Here is a 17,698-nt window from a genome sequence, read left to right on the forward strand (position 1 = left end):
CCAGCTTAAAAACCGCGATCGTCTCCCGCGTCGCCACTGCACCGGTCTAGCAGGGCTCCGCCGCCAAGCGGTTGCTGACGTTGCGCCCCAGCACCAGCACCGTGACAAACCCGCAGCCCACCAGGGCCGTGGCCAGGCTCAGCAGCACCGCGCTGCCCAACTGGTCGACGATGCGCCCGCCAAAGAACGAGCCCAAGGCAATAATCACCTGGAACAGGGCGACGAACAGCGGCATGCCGCGCTCGACGTCCTTGGGCGCGACCACAAACATCCAGATGCTGGCGCAGGCGGGGAAGGCGCCGAAGGCGAAGCCCCACAGCCCGATCAGCATCGCGGCGCCGGTCATGCCGGTGGCGAAGTAAGGGAACAGCGCGGTGCTGGTGCCGATCATCAGCGCGACCAGCAACAAGGTGTGACGCACGCTACGGTTGGCGGCGAAACCGGCAAAGATATTGCCAAATACCCCGGCCACGCCAAAGAGCAGCAATAGCGAGCCAATCGTCGGCCCGTCGAAGCCGGAGCTGTATTTGAAGAAGGGCGCGACATAGGTGTAGGCGGCAAAGTGCGCCAGGCCGATCAGCAACACGGCGATCAAGCCGACCCGCGATTGTGGGTTGATAAACAAGGCCGGCAGGTCGCTGATGCGAATCGCCTTTTCCGGCATGAGCCGCGGCAACAGGAAGACCTGCGCCAGCAGCACCGGTACGCCCAGCAGCGCAGTGATCAGGAACGTCATGCGCCAGCCCATCAGGCCGCTGAGCCAGGTGCCGACGGGCACGCCGAGTACGGTGGCCAACGTCACGCCGACCATGATGATCGACGTGGCCTGCGCGACGCCCACGCCCTTGGGCGCCAGGCGCCCGCTGAGGGCGATGGCCGTGGCCCAGAACCCACCGATGCTGATGCCCAGCAACACGCGTCCGAACAGCAACAGGCTAAAATCGCTGGCGAAGGCCACCACCGAGTTGGCGACGATCATGATCAAGGTTAGGCCGATCAGCAGATAGCGACGATCCATGCCCCCAATGCTCACCGACAGAAAAGGCGCGGCGAGGGCGGCCATGATCCCCGGCAGGGTCACCATCAGACCGGCGTGGCCGGCACTGATGCCAAGGTCGCTGGCGACATCGTTCAACACGCCCACCGGCAGAAACTCACTGGTCACCAGGGCGAAAGCCCCCACGGCGACCGACAGAATCGCCAGCCACTGCTGTTTGACACTCTGTTGATTATGTTCGGGACGGCCGTGAGGGGCCTGGAGCGCGCTGGACATGGCGTTGGGTTCCAAGAGGGGTGCCGCCTGAAACCAGGCGGGGGGACGAAGTGGGGAGCGATTATAGGAATCGGTCTTGGCGACCCAATAGGCGAGCGGTTCGATAGTCATCATCAGTGCTATCGATATGAACGGCGCACATTCCATTGAATGCGCGCTTTTAAGCCAGGGCAGGCGGGGCGTTGCGCTCCATCATGGATGGCGATTGCCGACCGCAGCGATCCGCCTGCTACGCGAGTGATCGGGATGAGCGACCTGTTCAGTCGGCTCACCCCCCCCAAAAAAAAGTAACCCTACGTATGGGTCAGCCCCGTCAACGTATCCGCAATGGTCTTGGTCCGTTGCGCCGTGCCCTCGGTCGCCCGGCTTGACGCTTCCAGGGTATCGAGCATTTCGCGCAGTGCGCCGACGCCGCTGGACTGGTCTTCAATCTGCTGGGCCACGCGCTGGGTTTCGCTGGACAACAGGTCGATATCCACGCCGATTTCCGCCGCATTCTTACGGGTGATTTCCGCCAGTTTGCGCACTTCGTCGGCCACCACCGCAAAGCCCCGGCCCAGGTCGCCAGCACGGGCCGCTTCGATGGCGGCGTTGAGCGCCAGCAGGTTGGTCTGCCCGGCGATCTGCTGGATCACCTGCACAATCGACTGGATACGCAAACTCGAGCCCGCCAGCGTGCGCGCGCCCTCCACCGCGACATCCGCCTGGCTGGACACCCCCTCCACCGTGGCCCCGGCCTGGGCAGACACGGTGTTCTGCTGGTCGATGGTGCCCACCAGCTCGTCCATCGACGCGTGCAACTCACCGGAGTAATGCTTGATCTGTGCCGCGATGTCCGCCTGCTGGCGCTCGGCCTGGGCCAGCACCTGGCCCAAGTCCGAGAGGCCTTCGAACACTGGCAGGATGCTGTTGTCCAGCCCGCGGGTATTCAGCGCGCCGGTGAAATCGTTGTTCTTGAACGCGGCGATCTGCTTGACCACCACATGGTTCAGCCCCGCCAGTTTCTTCACCTGGCGCCGCAGGAAAAACGCCTTGAATTCGCCGTAGTGGGCGATGAAATTGTCCACATACTCGTCGCTGAAGCTGGCGCCCTTGGCCACCCGAAAGAAGAAAATCGCGGTCAGCGTCTGGTTCAGGTTCAACCCCAGAATTTCACCGAAGGTCGAGAACCCCGCCAGCGGCACATCCCCGAACGTGCCGGCCATGCCGCCCAGTTCGCCCGCGTTGTTGAGCCGGCGCAAAATGCAGTCGTTCAGAATCCCCGCCACCGGCTGGCCGCCCTTGCCGCGCAAGAACTGCTCGTAGTCCAGGCGCGTGGCATCGCGCAAGGGGGTGCGCCGCACCATCACCAACTCCTCGCCGGGCGCCACGTCGCAAAACAGCTGCACGATCTGCTGTTGATGGTCGATGCGCGCGATGGAGCGCACAAACAACTCGCTGCCCACCCGAATCGCGAACGAGTAGTCAGACAGTTTCGACTCCAGGGCCTGGGGCGCGCAATTGAACGCGTCGCACAGTGCCTGCACCATGCTCTTGATATTGCCGCTGCTGTCGATCACCTGGTCAATCGTGCGGTCCTCCACCGACGCGGTGAGCACGCTGAAGGTCAAATCCGCCGGTTTGAAGTTCTGGCTCTTGAACACGCCAAATCGCACATGAGCCGCCGTCTTCAGGAACACGATCTGTGCATGGTTCTGATAACTGCGCTGGCCATCGTGAATCAGCGTCTTCTGGAAATCCAACTTGCCCCCAGCCGAACCGCCCACGAACAAGCAGGGGAAACGCCCCGACTCATACAGCGCCTCCATAAAAAACGATTCCGACGCCGACAACCCGTCGAACACCACATAGGCCAACGTATCGCGATGATCGATGGGCGTGTGCACTTGTAGCCGCTTGATATTGCCCACCAACTTGGCAATCCGCTCCTGCATCCCCAGGCGCTTGCCGCCGCCGCGAATGTCCTCGCATTCCAACGGCACCATCACCACTTCGGCCGAGGCAATCAGGCTGTCATCGAACAACTGCAGCACCACCCGATCCCAGCGCTCGCCGGTGGTGCAATACAGCGAATTGGCCGCGTTGCACAACTCGCCCGAGGTGGTGCACAGGCTGATGGTGGCTTGGGGGAAGCGACGTTTGAGCGTGGCGGCGACCTGGTCGATGTCCAGGTGAGGAGAGATGAAACCAGTGATCAGGGTCGGGGTGATGCGCAGGTTAGCTAACGCGGGGCCCAGTTCCTGGGCGGTGCAGGTGAGCGTGGCGGTGCCTTGACGATCGGCCCGGGCTTTTTTTATGAGAGACAGTGGGTTCATGGCGGTCGGCTCAATCGGGTGGGGACGCAGGATGAAGGCATGCGCTTAGTAGGGTTATCGGCAGGTTGAGTGAGGACAAGAGGGGGGGCGACGGATGGACGCATTCAGGCGGGTGTTGACCACTATCAGGCCGAGTCGCCCGTGGGCTGACGGGCACCTTCGACCCAAGGCTCAGGACCAACTCCGCATTAGCCTGACTGGACTTCACCACCCCGGAACGCACCGCAAATCATGGCTTGAGCTTCAAGTGCGCATTGACTTTTCCGCTTTTGGGATCAACAAACCAATACTCATTGTCAGCCACCTTTACCTGGCTGCATTCCTTTGGATAGTCCTTCGGTATGACGCAAACGACACCCTGGTTGAGAGTCCAGTGTTCTCTCTCGGGCGGGTTAGGCGCCATCTCGAACACGTCTACTCCATCGGGAGAAAAACTGATCGAATACGGATGACCGCCTTCCAGAGTGGTTCCGTACAGCCGCTTGCCCATCAACGTGTCGTGGATTTGCTCATCATTTAGCGTTACCGCAGCGGCAGGTACTGGCGGTGGTCGATACGCGCCGCTGGTGGTGCAACCGGCCAGATACAACAACAAGATGGACGTGCCGAACTTAAATAAAGTCATTCCACACCTTCCTTGTATTTGCCGGAAAAATATCCGGTAGATCAAAGCGTAGACAACACTGTTTGATAGCGTCGAGGCTGGTGCCGAACGGTTGACGCTTATGGAGTGGGTTCATCTATTTAGATGCGCAGGACTTATTGGGGGGATTCGAATGGATGGTTGGGTTGATTTTTTTTTTTTCGGTTATGAAGGGCAGAAATCGGCCGATTCTGTTGAAAAAGTAGATATCCTGCTTGGCCTGCGGCAAAATCAGGTCATCGGCCAGCGGGAGGATTCGCAGCATGATGGGACAATTGTCGAGCGGACAAGAGAGGCTGTTTTACTCGTTCAACATTGAAGATCACATCCCAGCCAATCACCTCCTGCGCAGCATTGATCGATGCCTTGATCTCAGCGATCTGCGCCATTATCTCGCCGATTTTTATAGCCCAATCGGGCGCCCATCGATTGATCCCGAACTGATGATTCGCCTGTTGGTGGTGGGCTACTGCTACGGCATTCGCTCCGAACGTCGGTTGTGCGAAGAGGCTCATTTGAACTTGGCGTATCGCTGGTTCTGCCGCTTAAGCCTCGAAGACGAAGTCCCCAATCACTCTACGTTTTCCAAGAATCGGCACGGTCGCTTTCGTGACAGCTCGCTGTTTCGCTGGCTGTTCAACGAGGTGCTGCGTCGCTGCATGGACGCAGGTCTGGTCAAGGGCGAAGGGTTTGCGGTCGACGCCAGCGTCATCAAAGCAGATGCCAGTCGGCAACGTGGCGTACCTGGCGATGATGAAATCAACTGGCGCGATCCGTCGCTGAGTACTCGCGCCGTGCGTGAGTACCTTGAAGCGCTGGATGAAGAAGCGTTACGCGAAGCACTGCCTAAGCGCCTGTCATTGACTGATCCACTTTCTCGTTGGACCGCAGCGCCAGGAGGCCCGGCGTTTTTCGCCTACTCGACGAACTATCTGATTGATGTCGAGCATGGCGTGATCATGGATGTGGAGCCGACCCCAGCGCATCGAACCGCCGAGGTCGAGAGCACCAAGACCATGATCGAGCGGGTCGAAGAACAGTTCGACATCAAGCCGGATCGGCTCATCGGCGATACCGCTTACGGAACCGCACCGATGCTGGCCTGGATGGTGAACGAAAAAGACATCGAGCCGCATGTGCCGGTTTGGGACAAAACCGAGCGTAAGAACGAGAGCCTCTCGATCAGTGATTTTCAATGGAGTGAAGAAGCGCAGGAATATCGTTGTCCCACGGGGCACGCCCTGCGCAGCGAGTGGCGGGCCTTCAAGAACCAGCGCTCACATGTCACGAAAGCCGACACCATCATCTTTCGATCCCGGAAAACAGACTGCTCTAAATGCTCAATGAAAGAGCGCTGCTGCCCAAACACCTCGTTCCGAAAAATCGCCCGTAGCGTCCATGAGGCGGCACGCAATGTTGCTCGGCGAATTGCCGCAACACCGCAATACGTGTGCTCTCGCCATGAGCGCAAAAAGGTCGAAATGTTGTTCGCTCATCTCAAACGAATCCTGAAACTGGATCGATTAAGGCTACGAGGAATGACCGGTGCAAACGACGAATTTACCTTGGCCGCTGCGGTACAGAATTTAAGACGACTGGCGAAACTGACCTCACAAGGGCCGCCGACCACGGGATAGGTACGCCCGGAATCAGCAAAAACCCTCAAATTAACCTATTAACCAAGCTGCAACGGTCAATGCAGAACCGGAAAGCCACGCAACGTGGTGACCAGGTTCTGAAACGAGGGCCAACGTCGCCTTCTTACAGCCTGAAATTCCGACTTTTTCAACAGAATCGGCCAAAAGGTGCCCTTCGGACTCGCCTAGAAATTTAGGGACGACTCAATATTTTAGGCTGCATGCACAAACTCATAAAACATGAGGACATTTTCGGCGGCGGGGTTGGTTTTCCATAAAAAAAGGCCGAAAATCTATCACATGACTGTGGCCGTCTTCCCTTTGCACTGGCATAGGTGTTCGAATAGCGCGTGCAGGTAAGCAAGGGATTGGAGGTTTGGATGACGGGGACATTGGAAAACTTAACGAGCGGGTTGATTGGGGGCGCCCTTGGAGTGCTCGCTACTCTGGCAGTAGCTTACTTTCAGCTAAAACAGATTGCCAAACACCACCGCGAAGCTATGGACAACAACAAGATTGCGCTTGAGCACCAGAACACTTTACTCAACGATTCACATAACAACCAAATTGCTCTCCTGAAAGAGACTTATAAAAATCAGCTTAGCCTGATATCGGCAGAGCAAAGAATTAATTCAGAAGTGTTAGCAATCAAGGAAATTCAGTTGCTGCTGAATGGTGATGTTAAGAGCGTGCACCAGTTGGGGCGTGACGTTTATCACGATCACCGCACAATGTTGCTAGCGGGACATGTTCAAGAGTTCAATGGTCGACTAGTTGATTTTCGAGACAAGCTGACTGCCGCTGTTGGTCAGATCAATGTTGTAATCGATGATAATCGACAGCACTGGAGAAGCCTTTCTCACATCGAAGCAACGATCAAAATGATCCACCCCCTTTGGGGGGCGACACAAGAACTCATCAACAAAATTAGTGGGTTGAGTCTAATACTAACAGAAGAAACACTTCCTATCATAACGTCAGAGTTAAGGGCTTTCGAAAGCATGCTCAACGTTTACAGCGATTGGAATTCTAAGTGTAAAGACGCTTGCGCACAAAGACTCACAACTATCATGTCTGAGGCTGGCTAGCAGCTAAAAGGACTTGGCTTGAATGGCTGATTGCGACCCTTCGCGACCGCTGGCGTTCGGCCAAAAGCAGACGCTCATAAATGCATTTTCACAACCCACAGCAACCCTTTAGCATAGAGTACTAGCGCCTGAGCGTTGAAAAGTAGCCGGTATAACGACTTCTGGGATTGTGATCGGTTTATTTGAATGGAGTCTCGTGCGACGCTTGCAGTATCATCCTTTCCTTACATCACCTCTCGCTTCGCGCATTGACGCGGTCGTGATTATCGTTAACTGCGGATTTGACAACAGTTAGCGTATATGGATAAACCAATAGTTTAGAACGAAAACGTTTACAGACTATTTGATTTAAAATTAAGTATTGTTCAGTGCTAAACTTAGAGAGAATCAACCAATATGATTGTACTGCTAATCGCACTAATCTTTAGCCTTGTTGGTGTATCGGGGCTCGCGCTTTATTTTTACCTTCTATCTCGAGACAAACAAAAAGACAAGAAACAATTGATGCCGTTTGATTCAACGTTAGTAGCTTGGTGGGCAGCTGCTTTCGCCTTATTGGTATGCTTTGTTTTTTTTCTGCTTTTTGATCAGGATTTTGTCATTGACAACAATATTGGACAAGTTGGTGATTTTGTTGGAGGGCTTACCAATCCAATCTTAAGCTTTATCGCACTTCTGGTATTGCTGAGAACCACAATGATCCAGACGGCTGAAGCAAGAAAAACTGCTGACTTCCTAGAGCGTCAAATGAGATTTATTGAATGAGAAAAATTTGAGGGGACTTTCTTTCAAATCTTGGAAAGGTTGGAAGCGTATTGTGAGATTCATTACAGGCAGGCCGATACTAATACCGGCGTTACAGAGGGGGATAAGATATCAAGGATGATTAATGCGAATAGTATTGCTCATAGCAAACTATCACCGCGCGCACAATATAAAGCAGTTAAAGGGGTGGTGAGTGGTCTGCTAAATAACGACATCTGCATTGGATTTAATAATCGCGCCCTTCGTGCCTTGCGTCTTATCAATAATGCAGACATACCAGAACCGTTAAAGCGATCTTTCTCGAGTCTATTGACTGACTCTATGTACCCAGGCGAGCGAAAAATTTTAGCGCATTATTCGTTTTTTTATAATCGTAGCGCACGAAGACTGTTGCGTGAGTGGAGGTTTCCGAGGCTAAAAGAACATGCGTTCGCCTCGAAATTAACGTTTCAATATTACGATAACGGAGTCAAAAAGTAGTTCTTGAAGAGCATAACTAAAAAGAGTGGAATGATTTTATCAAACTACTCAACCTATTAATTGCCAATCGGATTTATCGAACGCTAGTCGTTGATTAGCAGCTGTCCGCCCACTCTTGAATTGCCGGTTTTGGCCGCTTTCTGCCTCTCGCGACTGATAGAGAACGGCCAGAAGCAGTCATTCGCAGTCATGTTCAGACCACTTTGCAAGTCAACCACGCCCCCCAGAAAAGGCTGCTGAAGAAACGGGTAGCGTCTCCAAATCCGGCGTCATGCAAGAGTTTCTGAACCGCCGCCTCGGAATGTGGAGGATCAGCGCCTTGAAGGATTTTCCCGAGTTTGACCTTCACTTCATCCGCGCTGGCCCCATGCTGTCGCCACCGCTGCCCCCAGGCCGCAAGCAGTAACGGCTGGCTGGCGTAAGCGTATTGATTCCCCGCGACAATCAGCGGCGCACCCGGTTTTAGAGTAACCGATCCATCACTCACACATTCAAAGCCGCCCATTGAAGCCCGATGCTGCGCTCCCGATCTCTTTCTGGAGCCAGCACCTCATGATGCGTCCCGACGCCAAAGTCGAAAAAGTTTACCTTTACCCCAAGTCCGTGGACTTCCGAAAATCCATCGACGGCCTGGCCGCCCTGGTCGAGCTGGATATCAAGGTGGCCGTCTTCGACCCGGTACTTTTCGTTTTTCTGAATCGCTCCCGCAACCGGGTGAAAATCCTCTATTGGGAGCGCAACGGCTTCTGTCTTTGGCTCAAGCGCCTGGAATCCGAGCGTTTCAAAACCTCGCCCCACGTCACCGACGAAGCCATCGTATTGAGCGTCCAGGAACTGAACTGGTTGCTCGACGGTTTTGACCTTTGGCGCAACCGCCCTCATCAGGTTTTGACCCCACGCTACGTAGCCTGACCCGGTATAATCCGGGCCATGATTTCCCTGCCCGACGACCTGCCTGATGATCCTGTTTTGCTCAAGCAACTGCTGCTTGAGGCACTCAGTCGCCAGGAAGAAGTGGCCCAGGCTTATCAAACCCACATCGTCGACCTGAAAGAGCAGATCAAGTTGCTGCGCGACCGCTTGTTCGGGCGCAAGTCCGAACAGACTGTCGAGCCCAACACGCCGCAACTGGCGCTGTTCAACGAGCCCGAAAGCGAGCCGATGCCGCTCGTTGATGACCCTGACGAAGAAGCCGTTGCGCCGACGCCGCGCCGTGGCAAGCGCAAGCCGTTGTCGGCCGATCTGCCGCGTATCGAAATCATCCACGAACTGCCTGAACACGAACTGACCTGTGCCTGCGGTTGCCGCAAACACGCCATCGGCGAAGAAACCAGCGAACAACTGGACATCGTGCCGATGCAGATCCGTGTCATCAGGCACATCCGCAAGGTCTACGGTTGCCGGGGCTGTGAAACTGCACCGGTCACGGCTGACAAGCCTGCTCAGTTGATCGAAAAGAGTATGGCCAGTCCCAGCGTGCTGGCGATGCTGCTGACTACCAAATACGTCGATGGCTTGCCGTTGCACCGGTTTGAAACCGTGCTCAGCCGACATGGCGTCGAGATTGCGCGCCAGACGCTGGCGCGCTGGGTGATCCAGTGCAGCGAACACTTCCAGCCACTGCTGAATTTGATGCGCGACCGCTTGCTGGAAAGCCCGGTGATCCACTGCGATGAAACCCGCGTGCAGGTGTTGAAGGAGCCGGATCGTGACCCGACCAGTCAATCCTGGATGTGGGTGCAGGCCAGTGGCCCACCGGACAAGAAAGTCGTGCTGTTCGACTACACCTCCAGCCGAGCGCAGGATGTACCGTTGCGTTTGCTGGACAGCTATCGCGGCTATGTGATGACCGATGATTACGCCGGCTATAACGCCTTCGCGTTGCAGCCGGGCGTGGAGCGACTGGCATGCATGGCGCATGCACGCCGCAAGTTCGTGGATGCGCAAAAAGTGCAGCCTAAGGGTAAAACCGGGAGGGCTGATATCGCGCTGACGATGATCAACAAACTGTACAGCATCGAACGCGAATCCAAAGACGCCAGCGATGAACAACGGTTTATCGCTCGTCAGGAGAAGAGCTTGCCGATCCTGGCCCAACTGAAAAGCTGGCTGGCTAAGACCCAATCCCAAGTGACGCCGCAAAGCGCATTAGGCAAGGCTGTGCACTATCTGGCGAATAACTGGAACCGACTGGAGCGCTATGTCGAAGCGGGTTATTTACCCATCGACAACAACGCCGCTGAAAGAGCGATCAAGCCGTTTGTGATCGGACGCAAAGCTTGGTTGTTCAGTGATACCGTCAACGGCGCCGCCGCCAGCGCAAAGATTTACAGCTTGGTCGAGACCGCCAAGGTCAACGGCCAGGAGCCCTATACGTGGCTGCGCCACGTACTGGAGCGGTTGCCATATGCCTCGACGGTCGAAGACTACGAAGCCTTGCTGCCGTGGAACTGCTCACCGGAGATGCCACGGTAAACCGTTGACCCACCTTGGGATAGGTGGGGTTTATGGATCGCTTACGTTTTAGATGAGCCCGAATGGATCGTAAAATTTGGCGCTTGGCGTCATCTCCATCGAGATGATGGAGTACACCGATCAAGGTCGCTGCGTCGTATGACTCGTCTGCTGCCAGGTCTTCAACTTGCCCAAGATGCATGGCCGTTCTTTCAAGCAAGTTGTTTGCCTCTAGCTGCTGCTTCGCTGCCTCCAGCATTGGCTCGGATGGGTCAACGGCCGTGAAGCGCCAACTCGGTTCAAGCTTGGCCATCGCAATAATCTCCTGCGCCGTACCGCCAGCGCCAACGACCAGTATTTTTGCCGAATTTGTATTGCCCAGGCTTGCCGCCAGCATGCATGCAGCCAAGTCTTGGCAGGCGTCATATCCAGCTAGCGCAATACGGCTCTGTCGTCCGTACTCATTAGCTCGTGAGGTATCAAATTTTTCAGCTGAGTCGAGAGGGGATGATTTCAATGCGGTTCTCCATGTCCTGAAATCAAGCTACGCCAGACACAGCAATAATAAAAATCCATTGATTTTATGTGGCGCATTCCTGCAAGGAATGCATGGCGCGTATGAGACCTGGTCTTTAGGAGATGAACCCAACTTTAGCGAATCGCCGAGTTGCCGTAAGACGATGACGACAACTCGGCGATCTACCCGCTGAAAGCACTGAAAACTCAGCTACCCGCTACAGCTCCCTCGCGCGTCATCAACTTATCCACTAACAACACCCCCAATTCACTCAATTGGTGAATCGCCAGTGCCACGTCCCGTTGTTTCCCCGTCAGTTGATCCGACAGGTCCAGCAACAACGCGTTAACTGAGGAAAAGGTTTCGTAGCTATTGGCGATCAGCATTTCGCTGCTGGCGTCGTCTGCAACGCTGAACAGCGTTGTCGAGGGGGGCAGGGGTGGTTCAGCGCTGGGGTTGAGGTAATGATCAATCGCGCGATGGGCGGCTTGGTCGAGCTTCAGGTCGGGACCGTTTGGAGGGTTAGGCGTGACTTTGAACATGTGTGTTGTACCTGTTTTAGGGCCAGCACCGTTTCGCTACTAAACGAAAGGGTGGCGGCTGTACGCAGGTTAGTAGACCGGGGAAACACACAAAGCCGGCGCGCCCGAGGGCGCCCTGCGCACAGCCACCATCAAGTACAGACAAGAACATCTGATCGATGAGGTTCATGCACTTTATGTTGTCACTCGGGCTACTAAACCCGATCACTGAGTTGTCAGCGACCGGGCCACCTTAGAGACGCTCGCCCAAGCGCACAAGCCGGCGGATTCTGACGCAACTGTAGGCAAGGGAGCAAGGCGCTGAAGCGTACTGTGGGCCCGGTGACCTGGCAAATAGGCTTCCACCCGGCTGAGCACGAAGGGCGGTCAGGTTCGCGCCGTATGAAAAGTGATCGCGTAGCCATCGGGGTCCCTGGCCACAAAGAAGCGACCGAATGGGCCGTCTGCGAGCGGGCTCAGGATCACCCCACCTCGCTTGAGAATAAGGTCGTGCAAGGCATCTGCGTCGGCGCATGCGATCCAAAGCACCATACCGATACCCAGCGGCCCCGTGTCCGGAAGTGCATGGATTGGCTCCCGCAGCGCCAACGTAATCGGCTCGGTCTTGAAGATCGCTGCTCCGGGAGGGCAGTGTGCCGAAGCCTCGAAACCGAAAATCTCTAGATAGAACCTGCGGGATGCCGCGAGGTTGCGCACTTGCAAGGCGATAAAGTCAGGTCCGATTGGAGTTGTCATAGCCGTGTCCATCAATCAATATAAGGGACCTGACAATAGTATAAGGGGCCTGACATGTCAAAGCCGAAGCTTGTGCCTCGAAACGGGGTCGACTGGATTGGTTACAACCTGAAAATCACGCAACACCGATTGAGGCAGCGCCTGGATGCCGAACTCGCACAGCTGGGCATCACAGCGCCGCAGAACGCAGTTTTACTTGCCGTCGCCGGTAATCCGCAAATCTCCAATGCCGAGTTGGCTCGTGCAGCGTTTGTGACACCACAGACCATGCAGGCGATCCTCGTCAATCTTGAGCGTGGCGGCCTGATCACGCGCAGCCCGCACCCCACGCATGGCCGGGTCATCATGACTGAGCTTACGGCGGCTGGTCAGAAGGCCGTCGCCGATGGCGCAAAAGCTGCCGACGCCGTGGAGCAGCAGATGCTCTCCACGCTGTCGGCTGAAGAAATCGAGCTTCTTCGCGAGTTGCTCAAGCGTTGCGCCGCCGCCTTGGACGATCAAACACCTGACAGCTAGGGATTGGCTTGGGAAAAAAGCAGAAAAAGACCACAGATTTAGAAGGGGGGCGTTACGCAGGTTATTGGCTGCGGCGTTGCACGCAAACGCCCGACCTCATGGGCAAGGTCGGGCGCCTGGGTTCAGGCAACGGGGATGGGGTTGTCGATGATCGACTGATTGAACTGCGCGATCAGGCCATGTTCGTTCGGCCCTACGTTGGCGCGTAGCGGCGCGATGCGGTCGACGATCACCTCGGTGGTCGCGGTTTCCAGCTTGGCGAGGGTTTCGGCGATGAAGTCCGGCAGCGGCATGGCGCGGGGGTCGCCGCTTTTGTGGATCAGGTCGGTGTCGACCCAGGGCGGCGTGATTTCCAGGACCTTGACGCTGGTGTCGCGCAGCATGAAACGCTGCGACAGGCTGTAGGAATGAATAGCGGCCTTGGTCGCCGAGTACAGCGCGGTGACGGCAATCGGGATGAAGGCCAGGATGGAGCTGTTGTTGATGATGTAGGCGTCCGGTTGACGCTTGAGGTGCTCCACGAACGCTGCGCTGACCCGCACCGGACCGAGCAGGTTGGTGGTCAGCAGGCTGACGGCCTGGGCGTCATCCAGATCGCCCGAGGCGGCGTTGTCGAACGGCATCACCCCGGCGTTGTTGATGACCACGTTGAGGTCGGGATGGCGCTCGATCACCTGCTGTGCGACCTGTTTGATCTGTACCGGATCGTTGATGTCCAGGACCACGGTGTCGATACCGGGGTTGGCCTGGGCGATCTCGTCGAGCAGGGCCTTGCGACGCCCGGCGATGATCACTTTGTTGCCGCGCTGGTGAAAGGCTTCCGCCAGGCCCCGGCCGATACCCGAGGTGCCGCCGGTGATGAAGATCGTGTTTGCGCTCAGTTTCATGGTGCTACTCCTGTGAGTGGGCTTGGGGCATAGGATGGGGGGAATTTGAAAAGACCTGAATGACGTATATAGTCGCGTTTTAGGACATCACTGCTTGAGGCCAGGCCATGCATCGAATCGGCTATCTACTCTCCGACGACTTCCAGGTCATGTCCCTGGCCACCCAGACGGTCTTCGAATACGCCAACCTCGTGGCGCCGGCGCCGTTCTATGCCATCGAGATCTTCTCGATCACGGGCGGCATGGTGCACTCCTCCATCGGCCTGGGCGCGCAGACCCGCGCCGTGGACAGCCCCGGGCTGGCGGATACGTGGATGGTCACCGGCGTCAACAAGCCGCTGGAGATCGGGCCGTGCGACAGCACCCTTGAGTTCGTCCGAAACGCCGCACAGCAAGCCCGCCGTGTCGCAGGTGTCTGCACCGGTGCGTTCGTGCTCGCCCAGGCGGGCGTGCTCGACGGGCGCCGGGCGACCACACACTGGGCCTATGCCCCGGCCTTGCAGCGCTTGCACCCGCAGATCAGCGTCGAAGGCGACCGCATCTTTATCACTGATGGCAGCCTCTGGACGTCAGCCGGCATGACCGCCGGCCTCGATCTGGCGCTGAGCATGGTGGAGCAGGACCTGGGGGCCGACATCGCGCGCTCGGTGGCGCACAGGCTGGTCATGCATCAGCGCCGCGCCGGTGGCCAGTCGCAGCACTCGCAGATGCTCGACCTCGCGCCGAAGTCCGACCGCATCCAGAACGCGCTGAACTATGCCCGGCAACACCTGCACCGGCCGCTCAGCGTCGAAGAGTTGGCAGAGGCCGTGCACCTGAGCCCCCGTCAGTTCACCCGCGTATTCACCGCAGAAACCGGCCAGTCCCCCGCCAAGGCCGTCGAGCGGCTGCGCCTTGAAGCGGCGCGGGTGATGGTCGAGCAGAGCCGTCATTCCCTGGATGTGATCGCCAGGGAAACCGGCTTTCGCGACCGCCGTCATATGCGCGAGGTGTTCCTGCGTGGTTTCGGCGTGCCGCCACAAGCCATACGCCGCGATGTGCGCGGTGTGAACAGCGCGTTGGGCTGAGTCGACCCGAGGCTCGCGGTTTTATCGGGCTGCCTGTTGGAGCCAGGTACTCGGGCTTGTCCCCACCTTACGGCGGAATGTACGGGCCAGTGCGGACGGGCTTTCGTAACCGACCTCGGCCGCAATCAGCGCGATAGGCAGCCCCTCGCGCAGCCGCTTTTGCGCCAGGCTGATGCGCCAGTTGGTCAGGTAATCGGCCGGTGTCACGCCGACCACCTGGCGAAAATGCGCGGCAAAACTGGCGCGGGACATATTCGTGATCTCGGCCAGGTCAGCCACCGACCAGCGATGCTGCGGCTCGCTGTGAATCCGGGTGAGGGCGCGTGACAAGCGGGCGTTGGCCAACCCCGCCATCATTCCCGAGGCGATGCTCCCGCTGGCGATCAGATGGCGGAGCAACTGAATCACCATCAGCTCGAACAAACGATTGAGCACCACATCCCGGCCACATTCGTCGCCTGAGGCTTCTGCAAACAGCCAGTCGAGGTTGCTGCCGAGTTCGGGCAATGCGCTGAGCGGTTTGATGATGCAGTCCGGCAAGGCGAGCGTCAGCGGGTTATTCGCGCCGCCATCGAACTGCAGGGTCGCACACACCAATTCGGCTGCATCCGCTTCGGTGGCCACCAACTGATGCCCAAGGGGACGCGCCACCAGCACCAGGCTCGGCTCCGCCAGTTCGATGATCCGGTTGTGTTTGTCCCTGAAGGTCAGGCGCCCCGAGCGCAGCAGATGAGCGTGTCCGTAGCGGCCGTGGTCTTGAATGTGGGCAGTGCCACAGAAGCCACCCTGATGAAAGGTGGCGGCGTGCGGGTTGAAGTGTTTGAGCAGGCTTGATAGGCGGTCCATGACAGGCTCGGGTTTAGACGATTAGTTGCATAACGTGGATGATCTGACGCCGAAAGTACAGTCTCCCTGTCTAGTATTGGTTCCGAGCTTGATCGACAAGCGCCTTACTCAACCGATTGGAGAACCACCATGACTCGTCTCGCCGCTCTCACCCTGGAACAGGCACCCGCCGGCTCGCGCGCTGCCCTCGAAGGCCTCCAGAAGGGCCTTGGGTTTATTCCCAACGCCTTTAAAACCCTGGCACATGCGCCCGCTGCATTGAACGGTTATCTGGCCTTGGCCCAAGCGTTGGGCAAAAGCTCACTCAGCGGCGCCGAACGCGAAGTGGCCGCGCTGGCCACCTCCGAGGTCAACGGGTGCGACTACTGCATCGCCGCCCATTCGTTTTTCGGCGCCAAGGCCGGCTTGAGTGAAGAGGACATCCGCCAGGCACGCTCGGGTTCGCTGAGCGCGGTGGCCGCCCTGGCGCGCCAAATCACCGAAAGCCGCGGTCAATTGAGCGATGCGCAGATTGCCGCTGCCCATGAAGCCGGTCTGAGCGATAGCAAGATCGTCGAAGTCGTGGCTCAGGTCACGCTGTTGACCCTGACCAATTACCTGAACAACCTCGCCGGCACCGCTATCGACTTCCCGCCTTCGGCGCACTAGGCGCTAGCCAGGTTCCTTCTGGTAGGCCCTGTACTCGTTCTGCAGCACGATGTGATCGGCCACGTATTTCGCGTCGTGCCACACCCCATAGATAAACGACGAGGCACGGTTTACCAGATTGGGCAGGCCCAAAAAGTAGATGCCGCTCTGCGCCGAGATCCCGCGTTTGTGGAACGGCTCGCCTTTTTCGTCGAACGCATTGACCTTCAACCAGCTGAAATCGAGCTTGAAGCCGGTGGCCCACAAAATTGTGGTCACGCCGGCGGCGGCCAGGTCGAGGCTGAGGATCGGGTTGACCAGGCATTCGGGGTCGGGCAGCAGTTCCCAGGCCTCTGGCTCCAGGGGGAAGGGCAGGCCATTGGCCTCGATGTAGGCGTCGGCGTCGCGCAGCACGTCGAAGTAGGCGCGATCGCCCTCGGCCACGTTTTCGGCCAGGCCGGGTTGGAAGGTCATCACGCCGTCGTTCCAGTCTTGGGTGACGCCCACCAGGTTGATCCCTTGATGCGCCAGGCGGCGGAAGTCGACGGTTTTACCGCCTTCGTAGCCGCTGACGGCGAAGGCCACGTGTTTTTTCTTCGGCTGGATTTTGACTTCGTCCCACAGGCCCAGGGCGCCGAGCCACCAGCAGTAGTCGCGGCCCCGGTAGGCGCGGGGAGGGCGGTAGTGTTCGCCCACCGAGAGGTACACGGTTTTACCGGCCTTTTGCAGTTCTTCGGCGATTTGCGCGCCGGAGGCGCCGGCACCGACCACCAGCACCGCGCCTTCGGGCAGTTGGCCGGGGTTCTTGTAGGCGCAGGAATGCAGTTGGTGCAGCGGCGCCGTTTCGGGAACGATGTTCGGGATTGACGGACGTTGGAACGGGCCGGTGGCGGCGACCACATTGTCGGCTTCGATGATGCCCGCCGAGGTGGTGACCTTGAAGCCGGGACGACCGACGTGGCGTTCGACTTGCTGCACTTCCACGCCGGTGCGTATCGGTGCCTGCACCTTGTCGGCATAGGCTTCGAAGTAGTCGGCCATGCGCTCCTTGGGCGGGAAGGCTTCGGCGGAAATGCCCTCGAATTTCAGACCGGGGAAGCGGTCATGCCAGGCCGGGCCGTTGGCGACCAGCGAGTCCCAGCGTTCCGACCGCCAGCGCTCGGCGATGCGATGACGTTCCAGCACGATATGCGGCACGCCCATCAGGGACAGGTGCTCGCTCATGGCGACGCCGGCCTGGCCTGCGCCGACGACCAGGGTGTTGATGGTTTCTACTGACATGTGCGTTTCCTAAAAATGAGCGACC

16 protein-coding genes and 4 pseudogenes are annotated in these 17,698 nt (G+C 57.7%); 9 read left to right on the forward strand and 11 right to left on the reverse strand.

The window, feature by feature from the left end; genetic code table 11:
* Nucleotides 1-46 precede the first annotated feature (46 nt).
* The 4 genes and pseudogenes from BLR63_RS02315 to BLR63_RS02325 form a co-directional block, all read right to left on the reverse strand.
* Nucleotides 47-1,273, reverse strand: coding sequence for an MFS transporter (locus BLR63_RS02315; protein WP_010567477.1), 1,227 nt, complete (start codon nt 1,271-1,273; stop codon nt 47-49).
* Nucleotides 1,274-1,566: 293 nt separating this feature from the next.
* Nucleotides 1,567-1,947, reverse strand: a pseudogene (locus tag BLR63_RS32265) (methyl-accepting chemotaxis protein); the annotation flags it as partial.
* A 534-nt stretch (nt 1,948-2,481) separates the two neighbouring features.
* Nucleotides 2,482-3,588: pseudogene (locus BLR63_RS32270) on the reverse strand (FIST signal transduction protein); the annotation flags it as partial.
* A 229-nt stretch (nt 3,589-3,817) separates the two neighbouring features.
* Nucleotides 3,818-4,213, reverse strand: coding sequence for a hypothetical protein (locus tag BLR63_RS02325; RefSeq protein WP_010567479.1), 396 nt, complete (start codon nt 4,211-4,213; stop codon nt 3,818-3,820).
* 151 nt (nt 4,214-4,364) lie between these two features.
* On the opposite strand from BLR63_RS02325, the gene BLR63_RS30990 reads away from it, so the two are divergent.
* From BLR63_RS30990 to BLR63_RS02340, 4 genes are all read left to right on the forward strand, one after another.
* Nucleotides 4,365-4,550: a hypothetical protein gene (locus BLR63_RS30990; protein ID WP_156791892.1), complete on the forward strand. Its 186-nt coding sequence runs from the start codon at nt 4,365-4,367 to the stop codon at nt 4,548-4,550.
* Nucleotides 4,495-5,868 (forward strand): IS1182 family transposase, encoded by a 1,374-nt coding sequence (locus BLR63_RS02330; protein WP_010568148.1) that lies wholly within the window; start codon nt 4,495-4,497, stop codon nt 5,866-5,868. The genes BLR63_RS30990 and BLR63_RS02330 overlap by 56 nt, the downstream gene beginning before the upstream one ends.
* Nucleotides 5,869-6,248: 380 nt before the next feature.
* Nucleotides 6,249-6,956: a hypothetical protein gene (locus BLR63_RS02335; RefSeq protein ID WP_010568136.1), complete on the forward strand. Its 708-nt coding sequence runs from the start codon at nt 6,249-6,251 to the stop codon at nt 6,954-6,956.
* A gap of 396 nt (nt 6,957-7,352) precedes the next feature.
* Complete coding sequence (locus BLR63_RS02340) at nt 7,353-7,721, forward strand: hypothetical protein (RefSeq protein ID WP_083365918.1); 369 nt, start codon at nt 7,353-7,355, stop codon at nt 7,719-7,721.
* Nucleotides 7,722-8,394: 673 nt separating this feature from the next.
* On the opposite strand, the pseudogene BLR63_RS31695 reads toward BLR63_RS02340, so the two are convergent.
* A pseudogene (locus BLR63_RS31695) lies at nt 8,395-8,667 on the reverse strand (SAM-dependent methyltransferase); the annotation flags it as partial.
* Between the two features lie 86 nt (nt 8,668-8,753).
* Between BLR63_RS31695 and tnpB the strand changes: the two are divergent.
* Nucleotides 8,754-9,113, forward strand: a complete 360-nt coding sequence (gene tnpB / locus BLR63_RS02350) for an IS66 family insertion sequence element accessory protein TnpB (RefSeq protein ID WP_010568142.1) — start codon at nt 8,754-8,756, stop codon at nt 9,111-9,113.
* A gap of 18 nt (nt 9,114-9,131) precedes the next feature.
* The gene (tnpC, locus tag BLR63_RS02355; RefSeq protein ID WP_010568141.1) at nt 9,132-10,676 is read left to right on the forward strand and encodes an IS66 family transposase; all 1,545 of its coding nucleotides are present in this window, start codon (nt 9,132-9,134) and stop codon (nt 10,674-10,676) included.
* A 46-nt stretch (nt 10,677-10,722) separates the two neighbouring features.
* On the opposite strand, the pseudogene BLR63_RS02360 reads toward tnpC, so the two are convergent.
* The 3 genes and pseudogenes from BLR63_RS02360 to BLR63_RS02370 form a co-directional block, all read right to left on the reverse strand.
* Nucleotides 10,723-11,172 (reverse strand): annotated as a pseudogene (locus BLR63_RS02360) (class I SAM-dependent methyltransferase); the annotation flags it as partial.
* 206 nt (nt 11,173-11,378) lie between these two features.
* Nucleotides 11,379-11,714 carry a DUF6124 family protein gene (locus BLR63_RS02365; protein ID WP_010567211.1) on the reverse strand — a complete coding sequence of 112 codons (336 nt, stop codon included), beginning with the start codon at nt 11,712-11,714 and terminating at the stop codon, nt 11,379-11,381.
* A 366-nt stretch (nt 11,715-12,080) separates the two neighbouring features.
* Nucleotides 12,081-12,449 (reverse strand): VOC family protein, encoded by a 369-nt coding sequence (locus BLR63_RS02370; protein ID WP_010567212.1) that lies wholly within the window; start codon nt 12,447-12,449, stop codon nt 12,081-12,083.
* A 54-nt stretch (nt 12,450-12,503) separates the two neighbouring features.
* Between BLR63_RS02370 and BLR63_RS02375 the strand changes: the two genes are divergently transcribed.
* Complete coding sequence (locus tag BLR63_RS02375) at nt 12,504-12,965, forward strand: MarR family winged helix-turn-helix transcriptional regulator (protein WP_010567213.1); 462 nt, start codon at nt 12,504-12,506, stop codon at nt 12,963-12,965.
* Nucleotides 12,966-13,087: 122 nt separating this feature from the next.
* Here BLR63_RS02375 and BLR63_RS02380 read toward each other — a convergent pair whose 3' ends face one another.
* The gene (locus BLR63_RS02380) at nt 13,088-13,852 is read right to left on the reverse strand and encodes an SDR family oxidoreductase (protein WP_010567214.1); all 765 of its coding nucleotides are present in this window, start codon (nt 13,850-13,852) and stop codon (nt 13,088-13,090) included.
* 107 nt (nt 13,853-13,959) lie between these two features.
* On the opposite strand from BLR63_RS02380, the gene BLR63_RS02385 reads away from it, so the two are divergent.
* A complete protein-coding gene (locus BLR63_RS02385) occupies nt 13,960-14,919 on the forward strand; it encodes a GlxA family transcriptional regulator (RefSeq protein WP_010567215.1) in 960 nt (319 codons plus the stop codon).
* 21 nt (nt 14,920-14,940) lie between these two features.
* Here BLR63_RS02385 and BLR63_RS02390 read toward each other — a convergent pair whose 3' ends face one another.
* Nucleotides 14,941-15,765 (reverse strand): AraC family transcriptional regulator, encoded by an 825-nt coding sequence (locus BLR63_RS02390; RefSeq protein WP_010567216.1) that lies wholly within the window; start codon nt 15,763-15,765, stop codon nt 14,941-14,943.
* A 129-nt stretch (nt 15,766-15,894) separates the two neighbouring features.
* Here BLR63_RS02390 and BLR63_RS02395 point away from each other — a divergent pair, with 129 nt between their 5' ends.
* Nucleotides 15,895-16,413 carry a carboxymuconolactone decarboxylase family protein gene (locus BLR63_RS02395; RefSeq protein WP_010567217.1) on the forward strand — a complete coding sequence of 173 codons (519 nt, stop codon included), beginning with the start codon at nt 15,895-15,897 and terminating at the stop codon, nt 16,411-16,413.
* A 3-nt stretch (nt 16,414-16,416) separates the two neighbouring features.
* On the opposite strand, the gene BLR63_RS02400 is transcribed toward BLR63_RS02395, so the two are convergent.
* Entirely contained in the window at nt 16,417-17,673 is a 1,257-nt protein-coding gene (locus BLR63_RS02400) for a flavin-containing monooxygenase (protein ID WP_010567218.1), read from the reverse strand.
* Between the last annotated feature and the right edge of the window lie 25 nt (nt 17,674-17,698).

Source organism: Pseudomonas extremaustralis (genome assembly GCF_900102035.1).
GTDB classification, from domain to species: domain Bacteria; phylum Pseudomonadota; class Gammaproteobacteria; order Pseudomonadales; family Pseudomonadaceae; genus Aquipseudomonas; species Aquipseudomonas extremaustralis.

Bases quoted from the DNA above. Each gene is read 5' to 3' on its own strand.
- BLR63_RS02330 (WP_010568148.1), top strand. From the start codon at position 4,495: ATGATGGGACAATTGTCGAGCGGACAAGAGAGGCTGTTTTACTCGTTC.
- BLR63_RS02365 (WP_010567211.1), bottom strand. From the start codon at position 11,714: ATGTTCAAAGTCACGCCTAACCCTCCAAACGGTCCCGACCTGAAGCTC.
- BLR63_RS02375 (WP_010567213.1), top strand. From the start codon at position 12,504: ATGTCAAAGCCGAAGCTTGTGCCTCGAAACGGGGTCGACTGGATTGGT.
- tnpC (WP_010568141.1), top strand. From the start codon at position 9,132: ATGATTTCCCTGCCCGACGACCTGCCTGATGATCCTGTTTTGCTCAAG.
- BLR63_RS02380 (WP_010567214.1), bottom strand. From the start codon at position 13,852: ATGAAACTGAGCGCAAACACGATCTTCATCACCGGCGGCACCTCGGGT.
- BLR63_RS30990 (WP_156791892.1), top strand. From the start codon at position 4,365: ATGGATGGTTGGGTTGATTTTTTTTTTTTCGGTTATGAAGGGCAGAAA.
- BLR63_RS02385 (WP_010567215.1), top strand. From the start codon at position 13,960: ATGCATCGAATCGGCTATCTACTCTCCGACGACTTCCAGGTCATGTCC.
- BLR63_RS02340 (WP_083365918.1), top strand. From the start codon at position 7,353: ATGATTGTACTGCTAATCGCACTAATCTTTAGCCTTGTTGGTGTATCG.
- BLR63_RS02400 (WP_010567218.1), bottom strand. From the start codon at position 17,673: ATGTCAGTAGAAACCATCAACACCCTGGTCGTCGGCGCAGGCCAGGCC.
- BLR63_RS02370 (WP_010567212.1), bottom strand. From the start codon at position 12,449: ATGACAACTCCAATCGGACCTGACTTTATCGCCTTGCAAGTGCGCAAC.
- BLR63_RS02315 (WP_010567477.1), bottom strand. From the start codon at position 1,273: ATGTCCAGCGCGCTCCAGGCCCCTCACGGCCGTCCCGAACATAATCAA.
- BLR63_RS02325 (WP_010567479.1), bottom strand. From the start codon at position 4,213: ATGACTTTATTTAAGTTCGGCACGTCCATCTTGTTGTTGTATCTGGCC.
- BLR63_RS02335 (WP_010568136.1), top strand. From the start codon at position 6,249: ATGACGGGGACATTGGAAAACTTAACGAGCGGGTTGATTGGGGGCGCC.
- BLR63_RS02395 (WP_010567217.1), top strand. From the start codon at position 15,895: ATGACTCGTCTCGCCGCTCTCACCCTGGAACAGGCACCCGCCGGCTCG.
- BLR63_RS02390 (WP_010567216.1), bottom strand. From the start codon at position 15,765: ATGGACCGCCTATCAAGCCTGCTCAAACACTTCAACCCGCACGCCGCC.
- tnpB (WP_010568142.1), top strand. From the start codon at position 8,754: ATGATGCGTCCCGACGCCAAAGTCGAAAAAGTTTACCTTTACCCCAAG.